Origin of the sequence: Lysinibacillus sp. FSL W7-1291 (assembly GCF_038593415.1) — a bacterium.
Lineage (GTDB): Bacteria > Bacillota > Bacilli > Bacillales_A > Planococcaceae > Lysinibacillus > Lysinibacillus fusiformis_D.
Window position 1 is genome coordinate 1068263 of record NZ_CP151994.1, and the last position, 19752, is coordinate 1088014.

Sequence of the window (19752 nt, forward strand, 5' to 3'; positions counted from 1 at the left end):
CTGTGTCCAAGAAAGATAAGGAATTAACCGGAAAACAAAAGGCCGCACTCTTGTTAATTTCATTAGGGCCTGAGGTTTCAGCTTCTGTCTATAAACACTTAACAGAGGAAGAAATTGAACGTTTAACATTAGAAATTTCAAGTGTTAAAAAAGTAGAATCAAATGTCAAAGAAGAGATTATTGAAGAATTTCACAATATCGCACTAGCGCAAGACTATATCACACAAGGTGGTATTGGCTACGCGAAAACAGTATTAGAAAAAGCGCTTGGTGTTGAACAAGCGCAAACGATTATTAATCGTCTAACATCTTCTCTACAAGTGCGTCCGTTTGATTTTGCTAGAAGAGCTGATCCAGCACAAATTTTTAACTTTATTCAAAATGAACATCCACAAACAATTGCCCTGATTCTCTCTTATTTAGAGGCGGGGCAAGCGGGTGTTATTTTATCTTCACTACCACAGGAAGTACAGGCGGATATTGCTAAACGTATAGCAGTAATGGAATCGACTTCTCCAGAAGTAATTAGTGAAATTGAATCTGTATTAGAGCGTAAATTATCGTCAACAGTTACACAGGATTACACTGAAACAGGTGGTATCGATGCTGTCGTAGAAGTGTTAAATGGCGTAGATCGACAAACAGAAAAAACAATTCTCGATGCACTCGAAATACAGGATCCAGAACTTGCAGAGGAAATCAAAAAACGTATGTTTGTGTTCGAAGATATCGTTACACTCGACAATCGTTCCATTCAACGTGTTATTCGTGACTGTGAAAACGAAGACTTACTGCTTTCAATGAAGGTATCAAGTGAAGAAGTAAAAGATATTATTTTCCGCAATATGTCACAGCGTATGGCTGATACATTTAAAGAAGAAATGGAAATTATGGGACCTGTACGATTACGTGACGTAGAGGAGGCGCAATCTCGAATTGTTGCTGTTATTCGTCGTCTAGAGGATGCTGGAGAGATTATTATTGCTCGCGGTGGAGGAGATGACGTCATTGTCTAGAATCATCCGTTCTATTTACACCCAGTCTGATAGCGATAGTATTAAAGAAATCCAAATCCGAGATATGTTTGAACCGATTGAAGTAGACCAACATGAAGTCTCATCACAGCATCAATTAACATTGGATGAAATAATGGCAGAGCGAGATCGTTTACTTGCAGAAGCTAGAGCTACTTTGCAAGCAGAACGTGAGATGTTTGAACAAGAAAAGCAATTACACTTCCAAGAAATTGAACACTTAAAGTTAAGCTGGGAAGAAGAGAGACCGAATCGAGTGCAAGAGGCGTATGATGAGGGGTTTGGGCAAGGCTATGAAGATGGTATGAACAAAGCCTCTGAAGCAATGGCCCAGTCACTTCAAACTGCGAATGAAGTTATGATTCAAGCGAAACAAAATGCACAAAAATATATTGAAGATCAAGAAGCGGTCATTTTAGAGTTAGGCTTAACTGTAGCAGAACGAATTATTGGCACCTCACTAGAGCAAGATAACGAACTGTTTGTGTCAATTGTGCGTCGAGGGTTGAAAGAAGCAAGGGAAATGAAAGAAATTAAAATTTATGTTTCCCCAACATACTACGCTTTAATTACCACTAATCGAGATGAATTAGCAGAAATGTTCCCGATGGATGTACCATTTATGATTTTTGTGAATGAAGATTTAGACAATGAAACAGATTGCTATATTGAAACAAATCATGGTCGCATTATGGTTAGTATTGATGAGCAATTGAATGAGCTTAGATTAAAGCTACATGAAATATTAGAGAGTAAGGAATGATCTTGATGAAAACGGCTCAATTAATCGAACATATTCCTCATATACCTACTTTTAAAAAGTTTGGTAGAGTAACTAGAGTTGTCGGCTTGATGATTGAGTCGCAAGGTCCAGATAGTTCCATAGGTGATGTCTGTAAAATTCATGTGGAAACTGTAAACAATGGTCACCAAATCATTTTAGCAGAGGTTGTTGGTTTTAAAGATGAGATAGTTGTCTTAATGCCATTCACCTCTTTACGTGAAATATCTATTGGCTGTCTTGTTGAAGGGACTGGTGCCCCTCTAGAAGTAAAAGTGGGCCCTGAGTTAATAGGAAAAGTATTGGATTCTATGGGGAATCCAATCGATGGCACCTTATTACCGAAAGGGTTAATGACCGTCCCTACTGAGCAAGATCCACCGAACCCACTGACTCGTCCACCAATTGACGAAAGACTCGAAGTAGGGGTGAAGGCGATTGATGGCATGCTAACAGTTGGTAATGGTCAACGTGTTGGTATTTTCGCTGGTTCTGGGGTCGGAAAAAGTACGTTACTAGGTATGATTGCTAGAAACACGCAAGCAGATTTAAATGTCATTGCGCTCATAGGAGAACGTGGTCGTGAGGTTCGTGAATTTATCGAACGTGATTTAGGCGCGGAAGGTTTAAGTCGCTCCATTGTTGTTGCAGCCACGTCAGATCAACCAGCATTAATGCGGATTAAAGGAGCTTTTACAGCGACAGCGATTGCCGAATATTTTAGAAATCGAGGCTTAAATGTCATGCTGATGATGGACTCCGTTACACGTGTAGCCATGGCACAACGTGAAATTGGACTTGCCACGGGAGAACCACCGGCACAAAAAGGGTATACGCCTTCTGTATTTGCGATATTACCTAAATTATTAGAACGTACTGGTACTAATGAAAAGGGCTCAATCACAGCATTCTATACCGTTTTAGTTGATGGTGATGATATGAATGAACCAATAGCTGATACTGTGCGAGGGATATTAGATGGCCATATTGTATTGGATCGAAATCTAGCCAATAAAGGTCAATATCCAGCCATCAATGTTTTAAAAAGCGTAAGCCGTTTGATGAATCATGTTGCAGAGCCAGCGCATAAAAAAGCTGCTGAACGATTAAGGGAACTCTACTATACATATGACAAATCTGAGGATTTGATCAATATTGGAGCTTACAAAAGAGGAACTTCTAAAGAGATTGATGAGGCCATTCATTATGAACCGCTCATTACGCATTATCTTAAACAAGGCTATTTAGACAAAGTAACATTAGAAGAAAGTGTCAATGAGTTAATAACATTATCGAACGGTGGTGCGAAATAGATGGTCAGTTATGTGTATCGTTTTGAAAAAGTGTTAACAATTCGTGAGCAAGAAAAAAACGAAACCGAAATGGCTTATAAAGAATCTGTCCGTTCTTTTGAAGAAATAGCAACAAGATTATATGAATTACTTAAAAAGAAAGAAGACTTAATCGCATTTCAGCAGGAGCGTTTAACGATTGGCTCATCTATTGACGAAATTCATCATTATAGTCGTTTTATAGATAGTCTTGAGAAAACAATTGCAGATGTACAACAGAAAGTGATACAAGCTCGTGCGAAGATGAATTGGCACGAGGAAAAATTATTAGAAAAAAACTTGGAAGTACGTAAATTTGAAAAAATGAGAGAAAAAGATTTGAAGCTATTCCAGCAAGAGCAAGATCGTATAGAAAGCCTTTTTCTAGATGAAATTTCATTACAAACGTATAACAAGAGAGAAATCAGGTGATTTCATGGCAAAAAAAGACAATCGATTGACAGCGGAGTTAGTAGAAGTGCAGTCAAAGAAAAAAACAGGGGGCTATCTAAAGTTTTTTACTTGGATTGTACTACCGATTATGTTTGTAGTAGCGGTTTTACTTGTTGTGGCAACGTTAATGAATACGAATGTCTTTGATTTAGGGAAAAAGGCAATAGGAAGTTTACCCTTTGTCCCATCAGAAGAGCAACAAGCTAAAGATGCTGCCATTAATAACGACTCTAAATTAGTTAATTTACAGGCAGAGATACAAGAAAAAGAAGCTGAAATTACACAGCTACAAAAAAAGCTTGATACAACAACAACTGAAAAAGAGAAGTTAGTGATAGAAAAAGAACAGTTGCAATTTGAAATTGAAAAATTGAATCGACAACAAGATGATGTAAAGCGTGACTTTAATGATATCTTATCAACGTTCGATAAGATGTCTCCGAAAGCTGCAGCACCAGTATTAATCAATATGAGTGATGCGGAGGCGCTACGAATTTTAACGAATTTAAAGCCTGATAAGTTAGCAGCCATATTAGAGAAAATGGATGCCAAAGATGCAGCAAAATATACGGAGTTAATGGCTAAACAATAAGATAAATGAAAGGAGGTGAAAGAACAATGGATGTAGCAATGATGCAAATGATCACTAAGTCTGTACCTAATAAAGCAGCAAAATCTTCAACCGTTAATAGTCCTGAAGGTAAGGTCAATGGAACTCCGAATAAAGAAAATGTATCGAATTTCGGGTCTGTTTTTAGTAAAATGATGTCGTCTTCAACGCAAACAAACCAATCTTCGCAGTCAACTGCAACAAAGGAGCTAGCCGATTTACAAGCGGTTTTAAATGCTGATTCAATGGAGGAATTACTAGATTTACTAGGAATCCCTCATGATGATGGGTTATTAATGCTTCAGCTTGGCGAAGACAATAAAGCAGTGGCAATGGATGAAATGCTTAATTTAGAAAATATACTAAATGCATTAGGTATTGATGAAGAGCAACTTCAAAAAATAGTCCAACAGCTGCTAGGAGAAGAGAAGAAAGCTAGTGATGTTTGGGAGCTACTATCACTAGTAGATGCCCAAGCACCGATACTGCAGGCGCAAATAGGAGCTGCTTTACAAGGTGAAGGACAAGTAACACCAAAAGACGCTACACAACTGCTTCAAGTATTGAAGCTAGCACAATTAGTCGGACAGAAAACGGACTTAACAACTTCACAAGAAAACTTATTAACAACGGTTAAGAGTCTATTAACATCATTACAAACGCAAGTAGAAACTACACAACTAACAACAACCAAAACAACTGGAGCATTGCCATTACAAGGCTTTCAGCAAGTAGTTCAGCAAGTACAAGTGACGAAGCAGAGTGAGACAAGCACAAATGACATGGTTACACCGCAAACAGTTCAAACAAAACCGGATACATTCCATGTCACATTACCAACTGCCAAACCTGCGCAGTCTGAGGCTTTGTTAAAAGAAATGCAGGCTATTATGAATAGAGCACAAATTTCAAATGCACAAGGGATCACACGTTTAACGATTAAATTGTACCCAGAAAATCTTGGGACAGTTCGTATTGAACTTGTACAAAATGATGGCGTACTGACAGCTCGTTTACTAGCTTCTACAGCTCATGGACGTGAATTACTTGATAGTCAAGCACATCAGCTAAAACAAGCTTTTGTTCAACAAAACATTCAAGTAGATCGTCTTGATATAGCACAATCACTACAAGATGCAGATCGCCAGCAACGCGATCAAAGCTTCTTCAATAATTTCTTTAAGCAGCAACAGGATGAAGAGCAAGAACATAAAAATGAAGATGAAGATGAAGGACTATCCTTTGATGACTATTTAATCAATGAGGAGGTGTAATAATGGCAGATGCAACAAAAAATGTAAGCAATACATCCATAACGGATGATTTGTATTACTCGAATTATAAAAAACCAACGAAACAAACAGGTAATAGTGAGCTTGGCAAAGATGCCTTTCTACAACTTTTAATTACACAATTACAGCATCAGGACCCTACAAATCCTATGGATGACCGAGAATTCATTTCTCAAATGGCACAGTTTTCTTCTTTAGAACAAATGCAAAACATGACAAAGACAATGGAGTCATTATTGGCATCACAGCAACAAACACAGATGATGAATTATGCATCCTTTGTTGGTAAAGAAGTGAAATGGCATGAAATTACAGATAAAACAGATGAAAAAGGGGATCCTGTTGTAAATGAAGGAACAGGTGTAATTGAATCCTTGAAATTTGTAGATGGTAGTGTTGTATTCAAATTAACAGATGGAAAAGAAATAACGCCTGGTAATATTTCAGGAATACTAGGTGGCTCTGGAACAAATACAGATGGCGGTAATACTGTACCAGAATCTCCGCTTGTACAGGCAAGTAAACTGATTGGTAAAAATGTTACGTATAAGGATGGCGACCAAGAATTACAAGGTCGAATTGTCTCTGTTTCAAATAAAGATGGCGTTATCTATTACGTATTAGATAATGATAAAAAACTAACAGATAAAGATTTTACAGTAATTAGCGAATAAAGGTGGAGAAGAATGATGGATAAATTTTCAATTCATCGTGTACCCTTGCATCCATCTATTCGCACAATACAACCTAAGCCAATTCAATCGCAGCAATCCTTTAAAGCTCATTTACAGGAGGCTGCAAAGCAAGAACTAAAGGTGAGCAAACATGCGCATGAACGGATCATTGAACGTAAAATTGACATCTCTGAACAAGAATGGCAGGTAGTATCGGATAAGGTATTTGAAGCACACTCAAAAGGTGTCAAACAACCATTAGTCTTGATGGATCAAGCAGCTTTAATTGTCAGTGCTAAAAATGCTACTGTCATTACAGCAATGGATCGCACGGAGGCAAAGCAACAGTTATTTACAAATATTGATGGCACGATTGTGCTGTAAAGGCTGGACCTTCTTATGTAAGGAAGCCTTGGTGATGCTGATTGATAGAGGCACACCTATAAAAAACGAAGGGAGAACGAAAACTTATGTTACGTTCTATGTATTCAGGTATTTCAGGTCTTAAAAACTTCCAAACGAAGCTAGATGTTATTGGTAACAACATCGCAAATGTTAATACTGTTGGCTTTAAAAAGGGGCGTGTTCTTTTTAAAGACTTAATGTCTCAAACACAAGCTGGTGCATCTGCAGCAACAGCTACACGAGGTGGTGTTAACCCACAACAAGTTGGTTTGGGTTCTCAATTAGCTGCTATTGATACAATACATGGTGGCGGCTCATTACAAGGTACTGGGCGTGGACTTGACTTAGGGATTGAAGGAGATGGCTTCTTCATGGTAGCTGACGCAAATGGAGCTCCAGACCCAGATAGTGGTTTTATTGGCGAAGAAGGTTTCAATAATACCCTATTTACTCGTAATGGTGTTTTCTATATGGATAGCAATGGCTATATAGTAAATGCTGATGGTAAATATCTAGTAGGAGTATCTGCTGGAGAAGAAATTGTTATGGAAACTGATGACGATGGTATCAATCCAGATGAAGCACCAGTCGCTTCTGGAGATGAAGGTGCTAACTTATTTGATGATGATGGTGTACTAGACCCAGACGATGGTGAGGTAGGGCCAATCCGTATCCCAACGACTGCTAAAGAAATTAGCATCGGAGCTAATGGTACGATTGAATATGTGGACCTAAACGGTGATCGCAAATGGGCAGGACAGCTAATTATGGCTAAATTCCCGAATGCGGGTGGTCTTTCTAAGGTTGGAGGAAACTATTACCAACAAACAGCAAACTCTGGTGCTGCCTATGCACAAGTAGCCACTGTTGCAGGGATGGGTAAAGTAGTACCTGGCACAGTAGAAATGTCCAATGTAGACTTATCGGAAGAATTTACAGAGATGATTGTGGCTCAACGAGGTTTCCAAGCGAATACTCGTATTATTACAACATCAGATGAAGTGTTACAAGAGCTAGTAAACTTAAAACGATAATGATTATATAGTTCTTTAATTCATAACAGGTGTTTGATAAAACATATTTTCATATGAGGGAGGGTCGGGCCGGCTCTCACGCTAGACCCGGCCCTATTTCAATGATCGAACTAACACGTCTTAATGGCAAAGCATTTACATTAAATGCTTTATACATAGAAACAGTCGAATCGTTTCCAGATACGACTATTACTTTAACAACTGGAACAAAAGTAATTGTTTTAGAGAGTGAAGATGAGGTGCGACAAAAGGTAACTGCCTTTTATAATAATATACAAATTTTATCCAACCCGCATCTACGAGGTGAAAAAGATGAAGAATAATAAAATGTTAACAATGATTATTATTTTGCTAGTAGCAGTCATACTGATTGGCGTTATTTTATTTGTATTGCTTACACAATTTAATAAGCCAACAGGAGCTGTTGAGCCATCCATTGATGAGATTGTAGAATCCTCTGTGGAGGTACCTGAAATCACGACGAATCTTGCAGATAACAGAGTTGTACGCTTGTCATTAAAAATTCAAACGACAAGTAAAGATGCTGCTACAGAATTAACAAAGCGTGTTTTCCAAGTGCAAAATATTGCCATTCAAGAGCTTTCTGAAATGGAGCAAAAGGATTTAGAGGGTAAGCAAGGGAAACAAATTTTCCAAAAATCATTAAAAACAAGGTTAAATGAATTGATGCAAGAGGGAGAAGTTCAGGAAGTATATTTTACCTCCTTCATCACTCAATAAAACAGAAACTGCTTGAAATGGAGGTGGGCAAATGGCAGGAGATGTGTTATCTCAATCCGAGATAGATGCGCTGCTTTCCGCTATATCAACTGGGGAAATGTCAGCTGACGATATAAAAAAGGAGGACGAGGGACGCAAGGTTAAAGTTTATGACTTTAAACGAGCACTTCGATTCTCAAAAGATCAAATCCGAAGTTTGACCCGAATACACGAAAACTTTGCACGACTATTGACAACCTTCTTTTCTGCACAGCTTAGAAGCTATGTACAGATTACGGTTGCATCGGTAGACCAAATACCATTTGAAGAGTTTGTACGTTCGATTCCGAATATGACACTCATTAATGTGTTTGAAGTGCCACCATTAGATGGTAATATATTGATGGAAATAAATCCGAACATTGCCTATTCCATGTTAGATCGTCTAATGGGCGGTAGTGGGGCAAGTCATAGTAATGTAGATAACTTAACAGAAATTGAAACAAAGATTATGACAAACCTTTTTGAACGCTCATTCGACAATTTACGCGAGGCATGGGAAAATGTTGCAGAAATTGATCCAATATTAGTGGAGCTTGAAGTAAATCCACAATTTTTACAAATGATCTCACCAAATGAAACAGTGGTCGTAATTTCGTTAAATACGATTATTGGTGAGACAAGCGGTATGATTAACATCTGTATCCCGCATGTTGTGTTGGAGCCAATTGTTCCAAATCTATCTGTTCGCTACTGGATGCAGACAAATACAAAAGAGATGTCTCCAGAGCAAACAAAAATGCTGGAAACACGTGTGAAACAAGCACAATTACCACTTTCAGTTGAACTGGGTCTGTCGGACATTACCATTGAGGATTTCCTTACAATGCAAATTGGTGATGTTATACAATTAGATCAAAAAATCGAAGATCCATTAATACTGAAAGTTGGAACATTGCCAAAATTCACGGTTCAACCAGGTAAGCAAGGCAAAAAATTAGCAATCCAGATTATCGACCCTTTGAAAGGAGGAGACGAAGATGAGTGATGAAATGCTCTCCCAAGAAGAAATTGAAGCGTTATTAAGGGGCGAGACGTTGGAAGATAAAAACAGCGACACTGCAGCTTCTTCAAATGATGAGACTAATGATTTAAGAGTTGAGGATTACCTTGATTCGTTTGCACAAGATGCATTAGGTGAGGTAGGTAACATTTCTTTCGGAAGTTCTGCTACAGCACTTTCTGCGTTATTAGGTCAAAAAGTAGATATTACTACTCCAAGTATTTCCATGATAAACCGAAATAAATTAGAAGAGGAGTTTCCTCATCCTTATGTGGCTGTACAAGTGGAATATACGATTGGTTTAACAGGTATGAATTTACTTGTTATTAAACAATCGGATGCAGCCATTATTGCTGATTTAATGTTAGGTGGCGATGGTTTAAATCCGAAGCCAGACTTAGGTGAAATTCAACTAAGTGCTGTTCAAGAGGCTATGAACCAAATGATGGGTTCAGCGGCAACATCAATGTCGACTGTATTTAATAAAAAAGTGGATATTTCTCCACCGACTATTGATTTAATGAATATTTCACAAGATGAAGGCCGTGACAATATTCCAGAAGACGATTTATTAGTTAAAGTATCCTTTAGACTACGCATTGGTAATTTAATTGATTCAAATTTAATGCAATTATTACCGCTTAAATTTAGTCAAAACATTGTAAAATCTCTTTTAGGTGAAACAGAGTCTATTGAAGAACCAGTAGCTGCAACGATTGCCCCTGAGGCACCATCAATTGCAGCGCCACCAGTTCAACAACAAGCACCTGTAACACCACCACCTGCACAACCAGTATATCAACAGCAGACAGCACCAACGCAGCAACCTATTTATCAAGAGCAACCACAGTTTACGCAACCAGCAAGACCTGCACAACCTGTGAATGTGCAACAAGCACAGTTTGCTAGCTTTGATCCAAATGTAATCTCTCAATCTGAAGCTAGAAATTTAAATATGCTACTTGATATTCCATTGCAAGTTACTGTAGAGTTAGGACGTACGAAACGTTCTGTTAAAGAGATTTTAGAACTATCGAGTGGTTCAATTATTGAGCTAGACAAATTAGCGGGGGAGCCTGTTGATATTTTAGTCAATAGTCGTTTAATCGCTAAAGGTGAAGTCGTTGTTATTGATGAAAACTTTGGTGTCCGTATTACAGATGTTTTAAGTCAAGCAGAGCGTTTAAATAATTTAAGATAGTTTCAATTGGAGGAGTTAACCATGTCTAAAAGAATTTTAATTGTAGACGACGCTGCATTTATGCGCATGATGATCAAGGATATTTTATCAAAAAATGGATTTGAAGTTGTTGGAGAGGCAGCAGATGGCTTACAGGCTGTTGAAAAGTACAATGAATTAAAACCCGATTTAGTAACAATGGATATCACAATGCCTGAGATGGACGGTATTGCGGCTCTTAAAGCGATTAAGGGAACAGATCCAAGTGCAACTGTAATTATGTGTTCAGCCATGGGACAACAAGCAATGGTAATCGATGCAATTCAAGCTGGCGCGAAAGACTTTATCGTGAAGCCTTTCCAAGCAGATCGTGTAATTGAAGCGATTCAAAAAGCACTGGGATGATTGTATGAGAATGTTAAAATCATTTCGTTTCACGATGATTTTCGCATTTCTTGTATCCTTCCTGTTTTTGTACCCGACACCAACTTCTGTTTATGCGGATGCTGATACGAATAGTGTCACTGATTGCATTGAAAACCCAGAAGCTTGTAATGGAGATACTACCGATCCAGCTGCTAAACAAGAAATAAATGTATCAGCAGCTGGAGATATATCTGCATGGGAATACATAAAAATGGTTTTGGCGCTTATTTTTGTTGTAGCTTTATTTTATGGATTGATGAAGTTTTTAAATAAACGAAATTTAAACTTCCAACGTAATCAAATGGTACAAAATTTAGGCGGTTTATCGTTAGGTGCTCAAAAGTCAGTTCAGCTTTTACAAGTAGGTAAATCATTGTATTTAGTAGGGGTTGGAGAAGATGTGCAACTGTTACGTGAAATTACTGATCCTGAAGAAGTTGAAGCATTGCTAGCACTCTATAACGAAAGGCAAGAACTTGCAACAACATCACCGTATATTGCAGAAGTACTTTCTAAGTTTAAGAAAAAAGAGCAAGTGAGTATGCACAATGAACAAAAGCAAGATTCATTTGGCAAACTATTTGAAAAAAAGATATCTGAAATAAAACAGGAGCGTAGTGATGAGATAGAGAGATGGAAGCAAAAGGAGAAGGATGATAAATGAATGATTTAATCAATGTTTTTTCCAATAGCGATCCAACCAACGTCTCTACATCTGTTAAGCTCCTACTGTTACTAACGGTTTTATCTCTTGCACCGAGTATCTTAATATTAATGACATCTTTCGCTAGAATTGTCATTGTCTTATCCTTTGTGCGGACGGCATTAGCGACACAGCAAATGCCACCAAATCAAGTGATTGTTGGTCTAGCACTATTTTTAACGTTCTTTATTATGGCACCAACTTTTCAAGAGGTGAATAAAGAGGCATTACAGCCGTTATTTGCTGAAGAAATTGGTTTAGAAGAAGCATATGATCGTGCTAGTGCACCATTTAAAGAGTTTATGAGTAAGCATACAAGGCAAAAAGACCTTGAATTATTTTTATCTTATAATCAAGCAGAAAAACCAGCATCAGTGGAGGAAATCCCACTAACAATGCTCGTCCCAGCATTTGCTTTAAGTGAAATAAAAACAGCATTTCAAATTGGTTTTATGATTTTTATACCATTCCTTGTCATCGATATGATTGTTGCGAGTACTTTAATGTCGATGGGGATGATGATGTTACCACCAGTAATGATTTCCTTGCCATTTAAAATCTTATTATTTGTTCTGGTCGATGGCTGGTATCTAGTCATGAAATCGTTACTACAAAGTTTTTAGGGGATGATACAGTATGACAGGTGAATTGGTTATTTCCATAGCAGAACGTGCCATTATGATTATCCTTCTAACAAGCGGTCCGCTATTATTAGTTGCTTTAATCACTGGTTTAGCGGTAAGTATCTTTCAAGCAACAACTTCGATACAAGAGCAAACATTAGCATTTGTACCCAAAATTGTCGCTGTCCTAGTGGCCATCGTATTCTTTGGCCCATGGATGTTATCTCAAGTTACTAGCTATGCGAGAGACATATTCGAGAATTTAACACGTTATATAGGGTGAGTCCATGAATGAATTAATTCCACATTTAACGGTTTTCTTATTAGTACTTGTGCGTGTTTCAGCATTTTTTGTTACGGTCCCCTTTTTTTCATATAAGACCATTCCGCCACAAGTCAAAATTACTCTCGCACTGGTATTAGCTTGGATGATGTACTATACAATTGATGTTGAGCCATTGGTCTTCAATGATGAATACATATTATTAGTGATGAAAGAAGCACTTGTTGGACTATTGCTTGGTCTTATGGGCTACATCATCATGTCTGCAATACAAATTGCAGGAAGCTTTATTGATTTTCAAATGGGATTTGCCATTGCCAATATTATTGATCCACAAACAGGTGCGCAAAGCCCATTAATTGGTCAGTTCTTTAATATGCTAGCACTTCTTTTTTTATTAGCGATTGATGGCCATCATATGATTCTGAATGGAATTTACTATAGCTATCAATTTTTACCGATGGATCAATTTCCAAGCTTTGCTAGTGAAAGCTTACCGAAATTTATTATGACGACTTTCACAGCCGTTTTCGCGATAGCATTTCAGATGGCTGCTCCTGTTGTGGCGACCTTATTTTTAGTCGATTTAGCTTTAGGAATAACAGCAAAAACAGTACCGCAATTAAATATTTTTGTGGTCGGTTTTCCGATTAAAATCGGAGTTAGTTTTTTAGTAATGTTTACAATGATGGCTGTGATGATTCAAGTTATTCAAAAGCTCATTACGATTATGATCTACGGTATACGGGATTTAATGGCCATTTTAGGTGGTGGATGATATGAAGCTACTACTAAGTTTAGATATCCAGTTTTTTGCAGGTGAAAAAACAGAAAAGGCAACCCCTAAAAAACGTCAGGATGCTCGAAAAAAAGGGCAAGTTGTAAAGAGTCAAGATATTTCTAGTGCCATTGTCATGCTTATGGTATTTATCTTTTTATTTTTCTTTGCTGGCTCCTTGCGTGATGAATTATTAGCTTTTTTTAGACAAACATTTATTCATAACATACGCATCGAAAAATTAACGATTGATAGTGTGATGCGCTTATTTACAGAAACATTGATACAGATGGCTTTTATTATTGTGCCTATCATGGCGATTGCTTTTGTTGGAGCTCTTGCGGGTAATTTCCTGCAGTTTGGCTTTTTATTTACATTAGAGCCAATGAAATTTGATTTAAAAAAGATGGATCCTATTAAAGGGTTAAAAAAAATATTTTCTGTTAAGGCCATTGTTGAACTGCTGAAGTCGGTCTTAAAGATTGGCTTTATAGGAAGTGTCACAACAATTATTATTTGGACAAACCTACCAGAAGTTTTGGCTTTATCTTTTAAAAGTCCATGGATGACGCTCATTACAGTAGGGAAGCTTGTTGGCATAATGGGTATAGCCGCATCTTTAGTTTTACTTTGTGTATCCGTTCTGGACTGGATGTATCAAAAACATGAGTATGAAAAAAATCTTAAAATGTCTAAGCAAGATATTAAAGATGAATATAAAAATAGTGAGGGTGACCCGCTGATTAAATCCAAAATCAAACAACGTCAACGCGAAATGGCGATGCGTCGTATGATGTCAGAGGTGCCGAATGCAGATGTTGTTATCACCAACCCTACTCACTATGCGATTGCCCTCAAATACGATGAGGACAATATGGATGCCCCACGTATCGTTGCGAAGGGGACAGACTTTGTCGCCCAAAAAATTAAGCTGATTGCCAAAGAGCATGATGTCATAATGGTTGAAAATAGACCTTTAGCACGTGCGATGTATGATCAGGTAGAAATTGGTGATCAAGTACCAGAGGAATTTTTTAAGGCAGTAGCAGAAATACTCGCTTATGTTTACCGTATTAAGCGAAAAATTTAAAGCTTTTAAGTAGGAGGGACACAAATGAAAGTTCGCGATATTGGGGTTTTAGGTGCGGTTATTTTAATCGTTGCGATGCTCATCATCCCTCTTCCTCCGTGGATGTTAAGTTTCTTAATTGTCATTAATATTACATTAGGATTAATTGTACTGCTAACAGCAATGAGTATGAAGGAAGCATTGGACTTTTCTATCTTCCCATCGGTCATTTTACTGTTAACCTTGTTCCGATTAGGACTAAGTGTTTCCACAACCCGTGCTATTTTAGCAAATGGCGATGCAGGTTCAGTTGTTGAAACCTTTGGTGACTTCGTAGTTGGCGGGAATGTTCTTGTTGGTTTAGTTGTCTTCTTAATTCTAGTGTTAATTCAGTTTATTGTAATTACAAAGGGCGCGGAGCGTGTAGCTGAAGTAGCAGCACGTTTCACACTCGATGCAATGCCTGGTAAACAAATGAGTATTGATGCTGACTTAAATGCAGGGGTCATTTCCGAAAAAGAAGCACGTGAACGACGTGAAAAGGTATCGGGAGAAGCAGACTTCTATGGAGCGATGGATGGTGCCACAAAATTCGTAAAAGGGGATGCCATTGCCTCAATGGTAATGGTTATTATCAACCTATTATTTGGGATCATTATCGGGGTAGTGCAAATGGGTCTTCCGTTTGCAGAAGCAGCAACTCATTTTTCTAAACTAACAGTTGGAGATGGTATTGTATCCCAAATCCCGGCTTTACTTATTTCAACAGCTACAGGGATTGTTGTAACCCGTGCCTCTTCAAAAGGAAGTCTTGGCCAGGATATAACAGGACAATTATTTGCTCAGGCAAAGCTTCTTTATGTAGCTGGTGGAACGATTATCTTACTTGGATTATTTACACCAATTCCAGATTGGATAACGATTCCAATTGGTGCGTCACTCATTACAGGAGCATATATGATGGGGCGTAAGAAGCCAGAGGATGAAGAGGAATTACTTGAAATTGAGGAAGAAGTGGCAACAGATGGCATGAAGAGCCCTGAAAATGTTGTGAATTTATTAAATGTGGACCCGATCGAATTTGAATTTGGTTATGGATTAATACCTTTAGTAGATGCTACACAAGGTGGGGATTTATTAGATCGTGTTATTATGATTCGACGACAGCTAGCATTAGAATTAGGTATCGTCATCCCAGTTGTTCGTATTCGAGATAATATTCAGCTGCAACCAAATGAATATCGTATTAAAATAAAAGGGAATGAAATGGCACGAGGCGAGCTCTTATTAGATCATTATTTAGCGATGAGCCCTGGTGATGATGACTCTATTGAAGGAATTGATACTGTGGAGCCATCATTTGGACTACCAGCGAAATGGATTACGGAGCAAGTGAAAGAAGATGCCGAAATGTATGGTTACACAGTTGTTGATCCACCAAGTGTGGTGTCAACACACTTAACAGAAATCATTCGAGCAAATGCACATGAGTTACTAGGACGCCAAGAGACGAAGCAGTTAATCGATCACTTACGCGAAACACATCCTATTTTAGTCGAAGAATTAACACCGACTCCTTTGTCTACTGGAGAAATCCAAAAGGTACTTGGCAAGCTTCTTCGAGAAAATGTGTCTGTACGTAACTTACCTATAATTTTTGAGACATTAGCAGACTATGCAAAATTAACGAGTGATACAGATATTTTAACGGAGTATGTCCGTCAAGCATTAGCACGTCAAATTACTGCACAATATGTTGGAGATAGTTCAGCATTAAAGGTGATTACGGTGTCAGGTAAAGTAGAAAAAATGATTGCTGATAGTATTCAACAAACGGATCACGGAAATTATTTAGCAATGGATCCTCAAGATTCTCAAACCGTTTTAGAGACTATTGCAGCAGAAGTAGAGCGTGTTTCCTTTATGGAGCAATCCGCTATCATTTTATGCTCTCCAGCAGTTCGTATGTATTTACGACAATTGACGGAGCGTTATTTCCCTCAAATTCCAGTTCTCTCTTATAATGAGCTGGATGCTTCAGTTGAAATTCAAAGTGTTGGGGTGGTGAATGTTCAATGAAAATGAAAAAATATTATGCATCATCCATACCAGAGGCGATGAAGCAAGTGCGGGCAGAATTAGGTGAGGACGCAGTCATTTTAAATTCAAAAGTAGTCATCACAAAGAAATTTTTCGGTATGATTAAAAAGAAAAGTTTTGAAGTGGTCGCGGGAGTTGATGTTATGGAGCCAAGTTATGTGGCTCCAGCACCAGCTGTACTACCTGTAGAAACAAAAGAAAATGCAAGGTTACAAGAGATTACAAATGCTATTCAAGCAAAAGTCCATCAAGAGCCAACACCACATGTTGCAGCAGTGCATGAGGATACTAGCATCTCTGAAGAATTGAGGAAGGAAATTGCAGATTTAAAATCTTTAATGCAATCGATGCATAAAAAGACCACCCAAGCTCAATATCCCGATGAACTCTTCCCCTTCATTGAATACTTAAGACAGCAAGAGCTAAGTGAAGAGCTCATCACAACGATAGGTGATGAGCTTTTTATGCATTTCAAAGAAGCGTCAGAAATAAATTTTTCACAATGTAAATTAATAACGAAAAATTTACTACGTAAGCAGCTAGAGGCCCTTCCTGTCGGAGGATTGTCCTATGAAAGAAAGTATATAAATGTTTTAGGCCCAACAGGAGTTGGAAAGACTACAACGATTGCTAAAATGGCAGCGCGAGCTGTGTTAGAAAAAAAGAAAAAAGTCGGCTTTATTACGACCGATACGTATCGAATTGCTGCCATAGAACAGCTAAAAACATATGCAGGTCTTTTACAGGCTCCAGTTGAAATTGCTTATAATGCGACCGATTTCGAGCAAGCAATCCAAAGTTTATCCCATTTAGATTTGGTGTTTATTGATACAGCAGGTCGCAATTATAAAGAGGTCAAGTATGTGGATGATCTCCAACGTCTCATTAAGTTCGATGATCAAGCAGAGTCTTACTTAGTCCTTGCTATGACAACGAAAGAAAAGGATATGGAGAACATTGTAGACCAATTTAAGCAATTACCAATTGAAAAATTCATTTTCACAAAAATTGATGAAACAAATTCTATTGGCACAATGATCAATTTAATGATTAAATATAATAAAGGACTTGCTTACTATACGAATGGTCAAGAAGTACCAGAAGATATTGAGGAAGCTGATTTAGAAGCAGTACTTAATTTGTTTTTTCAAGGTGAAGAAAAATGAGAGACCAAGCTGAAACATTACGCTTGAAAATGATGAGGCAGCAGGGCGAACTAGGTAGAGCCATCGCAGTTGTCAGTGGCAAAGGTGGAGTAGGTAAAAGTAACTTCACCATGAATTTTGCTATAACCTTGGCCCAAAAGGGAAAAAGAGTTGCCATTGTAGATATGGATATTGGGATGGGGAATATTCATATTTTAATTGGGAAAAATGCTTCTTATAGTTTGAAAGACTATTTAGAAGGAAATAAATTACTAGATGAGGTAATATTTGAAGGACCTTATGATCTAAAGTATATTTCAGGTGGGTCTGGTATGACGAGCGTTCTAGATTGGTCACAAAGTATGTTTGAGCGATTGATTCATGCCTTTGAACAGCTTCAAAAAAACTATGATTATATTTTATTTGATATGGGGGCTGGTGCGACAAATTGGTCATTAGACTTACTGACATCCATTGATGAAATTATTGTCATTTCAACAGCGGAGCCTACTTCTATAACAGATGCGTACTCCATGATGAAATATATTCATGTACGTGATCCAGAGAAGGAGTTTTACATTCTTTGTAACCGTGCTTTTAGCAAAGAAGAAGGAATTGAAACGAATGAACGTTTAAAAATAACGATGAAACGTTTTTTAGACAAAGAAATAACCATTCTAGGTTCATTACCTGAAGATCCAGTTGTGCGTAAGGCTGTGCGTGAGCAAGTACCATTCTCGCTTGCTTATCCAGACGCACTAATATCAAAGACATTACAACTTATAGTCGTTCGTTTTATGGAACATCGTGCAGAGGAAATACACGCACATGAACAAACAGCTAAAAAATTTTTATCGAAACTCAGAAGTATTTTCTCGAAAGGGCGTGATTAATTGGACTTTTTACATAAAAGCAAGCTATTAGTTGTGGATGATTCTGCTTTTATGAGAAAGCTAATTAGTGACTTTTTTGTTGGCAACTCTAAGGTGGAAGTAGTTGGAACGGCACGAAATGGAAAAGATGCGATCAAAAAAATACAGTCGTTGAAGCCAACAGTTGTGACAATGGATATTGAGATGCCTGAAATGAATGGGCTCGATGCTTTAAAAGAAATTATGATTCAATGTCCAGTTCCTGTAATAATGCTCTCGAGTACCACTCAACGTGGGACAGAAAATGCAATAGCAGCAATTGAGAGTGGCGCAGTAGATTTTGTCGCAAAGCCAAGCGGAACCATTTCTCTTGATTTACATAAAATCCAAAATGAGCTTGTTCACAAAGTAGAGCAAGCGGCAATGGTGCCGATTTCCAAACTGAAAAAACCTTCTGGTAGTAAAAAACAACAAGAACCAGTGACAAGAGCGAGTACCGTAGTAAAGGAGCCACAACAGCATGGACGAACACCAACTCTTATGAATGTTGCTGCTAGCAATGTAGCTACATCAAAGCCACTGGTAGAATGGAGTAAAGTTGGAAAGAAAATGGTGTTAATTGGTACATCAACCGGAGGACCTCGTGCACTTCAGGAGGTCATTACTAAAATTCCTAAGTCCATACAAGCACCTATATTAATTGTTCAGCATATGCCAGCTGGATTTACTAAATCACTTGCTACTCGTCTGGATCAGCTAAGTGAAATTGCTGTAAAAGAAGCGGAACAGGGCGATATATTGCAAAATGGAGTAGCTTATATTGCACCGGGTGGTTATCATTTAAAGCTGAGAAAAGTAGGAACGACTTTTGGCATTGTTCTTGATAATCAGGAAGCACCGAGATCAGGCCATCGCCCTTCTGTAGATGTAATGTTTGAAGATGTTAGTCAATATAAGGATTTTGATAAAGTGGCAGTCATTATGACTGGTATGGGCCATGATGGTTCTAATGGACTGAAAGCATTGAAAAAAAGTGGTAATGTCATAGCTATTGCAGAATCAGCCGAAACTTGCATTGTATATGGTATGCCAAAAGCAGCAGTAGAAACGCAACTTGTTGATGAAGTTGCAGATGTAGATGATATTGCACAAACAATAATGAAATATTTGCCTTAA

23 protein-coding genes are annotated in these 19752 nt (G+C 38.0%); all 23 read left to right on the top strand.

Translation table 11 applies throughout. From position 1 onward, the window contains the following. The first annotated feature begins 2 nt into the window (after positions 1-2). The 23 genes from fliG (at position 3) to NST76_RS05060 (ending at position 19752) form a co-directional block, all read left to right on the top strand. A complete protein-coding gene (fliG, locus tag NST76_RS04950) occupies positions 3-1016 on the top strand; it encodes a flagellar motor switch protein FliG (RefSeq protein ID WP_036124740.1) in 1014 nt (337 codons plus the stop codon). Next, positions 1009-1797, top strand: a complete 789-nt coding sequence (gene fliH / locus NST76_RS04955) for a flagellar assembly protein FliH (protein ID WP_342544687.1) — start codon at positions 1009-1011, stop codon at positions 1795-1797. The genes fliG and fliH overlap by 8 nt, the downstream gene beginning before the upstream one ends. A 5-nt stretch (positions 1798-1802) precedes the next feature. Continuing rightward, positions 1803-3128 (top strand): flagellar protein export ATPase FliI, encoded by a 1326-nt coding sequence (fliI, locus tag NST76_RS04960; RefSeq protein ID WP_036124834.1) that lies wholly within the window; start codon positions 1803-1805, stop codon positions 3126-3128. After that, the gene (gene fliJ / locus NST76_RS04965) at positions 3129-3578 is read left to right on the top strand and encodes a flagellar export protein FliJ (RefSeq protein WP_036124736.1); all 450 of its coding nucleotides are present in this window, start codon (positions 3129-3131) and stop codon (positions 3576-3578) included. A 4-nt stretch (positions 3579-3582) separates the two neighbouring features. Then, positions 3583-4191, top strand: a complete 609-nt coding sequence (locus NST76_RS04970) for a hypothetical protein (protein WP_342544689.1) — start codon at positions 3583-3585, stop codon at positions 4189-4191. Positions 4192-4217: 26 nt separating this feature from the next. Further along, a complete protein-coding gene (locus tag NST76_RS04975) occupies positions 4218-5483 on the top strand; it encodes a flagellar hook-length control protein FliK (protein WP_340833812.1) in 1266 nt (421 codons plus the stop codon). 2 nt (positions 5484-5485) lie between these two features. Then, the gene (gene flgD / locus NST76_RS04980) at positions 5486-6175 is read left to right on the top strand and encodes a flagellar hook assembly protein FlgD (protein WP_036124730.1); all 690 of its coding nucleotides are present in this window, start codon (positions 5486-5488) and stop codon (positions 6173-6175) included. Between the two features lie 15 nt (positions 6176-6190). Then, positions 6191-6559: a TIGR02530 family flagellar biosynthesis protein gene (locus tag NST76_RS04985; RefSeq protein WP_058843517.1), complete on the top strand. Its 369-nt coding sequence runs from the start codon at positions 6191-6193 to the stop codon at positions 6557-6559. Between the two features lie 86 nt (positions 6560-6645). Next, entirely contained in the window at positions 6646-7614 is a 969-nt protein-coding gene (gene flgG, locus NST76_RS04990) for a flagellar basal body rod protein FlgG (RefSeq protein ID WP_036124729.1), read from the top strand. Positions 7615-7715: 101 nt separating this feature from the next. Next, positions 7716-7937: a flagellar FlbD family protein gene (locus NST76_RS04995; protein WP_036124831.1), complete on the top strand. Its 222-nt coding sequence runs from the start codon at positions 7716-7718 to the stop codon at positions 7935-7937. After that, positions 7927-8355, top strand: a complete 429-nt coding sequence (gene fliL / locus NST76_RS05000; RefSeq protein ID WP_036124726.1) for a flagellar basal body-associated protein FliL — start codon at positions 7927-7929, stop codon at positions 8353-8355. The genes NST76_RS04995 and fliL overlap by 11 nt, the downstream gene beginning before the upstream one ends. A gap of 31 nt (positions 8356-8386) precedes the next feature. Next, the gene (gene fliM / locus NST76_RS05005) at positions 8387-9382 is read left to right on the top strand and encodes a flagellar motor switch protein FliM (protein ID WP_036124724.1); all 996 of its coding nucleotides are present in this window, start codon (positions 8387-8389) and stop codon (positions 9380-9382) included. Then, entirely contained in the window at positions 9375-10598 is a 1224-nt protein-coding gene (gene fliY / locus NST76_RS05010) for a flagellar motor switch phosphatase FliY (RefSeq protein ID WP_058843505.1), read from the top strand. The genes fliM and fliY overlap by 8 nt, the downstream gene beginning before the upstream one ends. 21 nt (positions 10599-10619) lie before the next feature. Beyond that, positions 10620-10982: a response regulator gene (locus tag NST76_RS05015; RefSeq protein ID WP_004269288.1), complete on the top strand. Its 363-nt coding sequence runs from the start codon at positions 10620-10622 to the stop codon at positions 10980-10982. A 10-nt stretch (positions 10983-10992) separates the two neighbouring features. Beyond that, positions 10993-11667: a flagellar biosynthetic protein FliO gene (locus tag NST76_RS05020; protein WP_230593865.1), complete on the top strand. Its 675-nt coding sequence runs from the start codon at positions 10993-10995 to the stop codon at positions 11665-11667. Next, complete coding sequence (fliP, locus tag NST76_RS05025; protein ID WP_036124231.1) at positions 11664-12329, top strand: flagellar type III secretion system pore protein FliP; 666 nt, start codon at positions 11664-11666, stop codon at positions 12327-12329. Before NST76_RS05020 ends, fliP begins: the two co-directional genes overlap by 4 nt. A 13-nt stretch (positions 12330-12342) precedes the next feature. After that, positions 12343-12612, top strand: coding sequence for a flagellar biosynthesis protein FliQ (fliQ, locus tag NST76_RS05030; RefSeq protein ID WP_036124229.1), 270 nt, complete (start codon positions 12343-12345; stop codon positions 12610-12612). A gap of 4 nt (positions 12613-12616) precedes the next feature. After that, on the top strand, positions 12617-13390 hold the full coding sequence (fliR, locus tag NST76_RS05035; protein WP_342544692.1) for a flagellar biosynthetic protein FliR: 774 nt from the start codon (positions 12617-12619) through the stop codon (positions 13388-13390). 1 nt (position 13391) lies between these two features. Then, entirely contained in the window at positions 13392-14480 is a 1089-nt protein-coding gene (gene flhB / locus NST76_RS05040) for a flagellar biosynthesis protein FlhB (protein ID WP_036124225.1), read from the top strand. A 24-nt stretch (positions 14481-14504) separates the two neighbouring features. Then, positions 14505-16538: a flagellar biosynthesis protein FlhA gene (flhA, locus tag NST76_RS05045; protein ID WP_036124222.1), complete on the top strand. Its 2034-nt coding sequence runs from the start codon at positions 14505-14507 to the stop codon at positions 16536-16538. Continuing rightward, positions 16535-17725, top strand: coding sequence for a flagellar biosynthesis protein FlhF (gene flhF / locus NST76_RS05050; protein WP_058843506.1), 1191 nt, complete (start codon positions 16535-16537; stop codon positions 17723-17725). Before flhA ends, flhF begins: the two co-directional genes overlap by 4 nt. Then, positions 17722-18597, top strand: a complete 876-nt coding sequence (locus NST76_RS05055; protein WP_058843507.1) for a MinD/ParA family protein — start codon at positions 17722-17724, stop codon at positions 18595-18597. The genes flhF and NST76_RS05055 overlap by 4 nt, the downstream gene beginning before the upstream one ends. Continuing rightward, positions 18598-19752 carry a chemotaxis response regulator protein-glutamate methylesterase gene (locus tag NST76_RS05060; RefSeq protein ID WP_082673691.1) on the top strand — a complete coding sequence of 385 codons (1155 nt, stop codon included), beginning with the start codon at positions 18598-18600 and terminating at the stop codon, positions 19750-19752.

Bases quoted from the DNA above. Each gene is read 5' to 3' on its own strand.
- fliY (WP_058843505.1), top strand. From the start codon at position 9,375: ATGAGTGATGAAATGCTCTCCCAAGAAGAAATTGAAGCGTTATTAAGG.
- flgD (WP_036124730.1), top strand. From the start codon at position 5,486: ATGGCAGATGCAACAAAAAATGTAAGCAATACATCCATAACGGATGAT.
- NST76_RS04985 (WP_058843517.1), top strand. From the start codon at position 6,191: ATGGATAAATTTTCAATTCATCGTGTACCCTTGCATCCATCTATTCGC.
- fliP (WP_036124231.1), top strand. From the start codon at position 11,664: ATGAATGATTTAATCAATGTTTTTTCCAATAGCGATCCAACCAACGTC.
- NST76_RS05015 (WP_004269288.1), top strand. From the start codon at position 10,620: ATGTCTAAAAGAATTTTAATTGTAGACGACGCTGCATTTATGCGCATG.
- fliJ (WP_036124736.1), top strand. From the start codon at position 3,129: ATGGTCAGTTATGTGTATCGTTTTGAAAAAGTGTTAACAATTCGTGAG.
- fliR (WP_342544692.1), top strand. From the start codon at position 12,617: ATGAATGAATTAATTCCACATTTAACGGTTTTCTTATTAGTACTTGTG.
- flhB (WP_036124225.1), top strand. From the start codon at position 13,392: ATGAAGCTACTACTAAGTTTAGATATCCAGTTTTTTGCAGGTGAAAAA.
- NST76_RS04970 (WP_342544689.1), top strand. From the start codon at position 3,583: ATGGCAAAAAAAGACAATCGATTGACAGCGGAGTTAGTAGAAGTGCAG.
- flgG (WP_036124729.1), top strand. From the start codon at position 6,646: ATGTTACGTTCTATGTATTCAGGTATTTCAGGTCTTAAAAACTTCCAA.
- fliM (WP_036124724.1), top strand. From the start codon at position 8,387: ATGGCAGGAGATGTGTTATCTCAATCCGAGATAGATGCGCTGCTTTCC.
- NST76_RS05020 (WP_230593865.1), top strand. From the start codon at position 10,993: ATGTTAAAATCATTTCGTTTCACGATGATTTTCGCATTTCTTGTATCC.
- fliL (WP_036124726.1), top strand. From the start codon at position 7,927: ATGAAGAATAATAAAATGTTAACAATGATTATTATTTTGCTAGTAGCA.
- NST76_RS04995 (WP_036124831.1), top strand. From the start codon at position 7,716: ATGATCGAACTAACACGTCTTAATGGCAAAGCATTTACATTAAATGCT.
- NST76_RS04975 (WP_340833812.1), top strand. From the start codon at position 4,218: ATGGATGTAGCAATGATGCAAATGATCACTAAGTCTGTACCTAATAAA.
- fliI (WP_036124834.1), top strand. From the start codon at position 1,803: ATGAAAACGGCTCAATTAATCGAACATATTCCTCATATACCTACTTTT.
- fliQ (WP_036124229.1), top strand. From the start codon at position 12,343: ATGACAGGTGAATTGGTTATTTCCATAGCAGAACGTGCCATTATGATT.
- flhA (WP_036124222.1), top strand. From the start codon at position 14,505: ATGAAAGTTCGCGATATTGGGGTTTTAGGTGCGGTTATTTTAATCGTT.
- flhF (WP_058843506.1), top strand. From the start codon at position 16,535: ATGAAAATGAAAAAATATTATGCATCATCCATACCAGAGGCGATGAAG.
- NST76_RS05055 (WP_058843507.1), top strand. From the start codon at position 17,722: ATGAGAGACCAAGCTGAAACATTACGCTTGAAAATGATGAGGCAGCAG.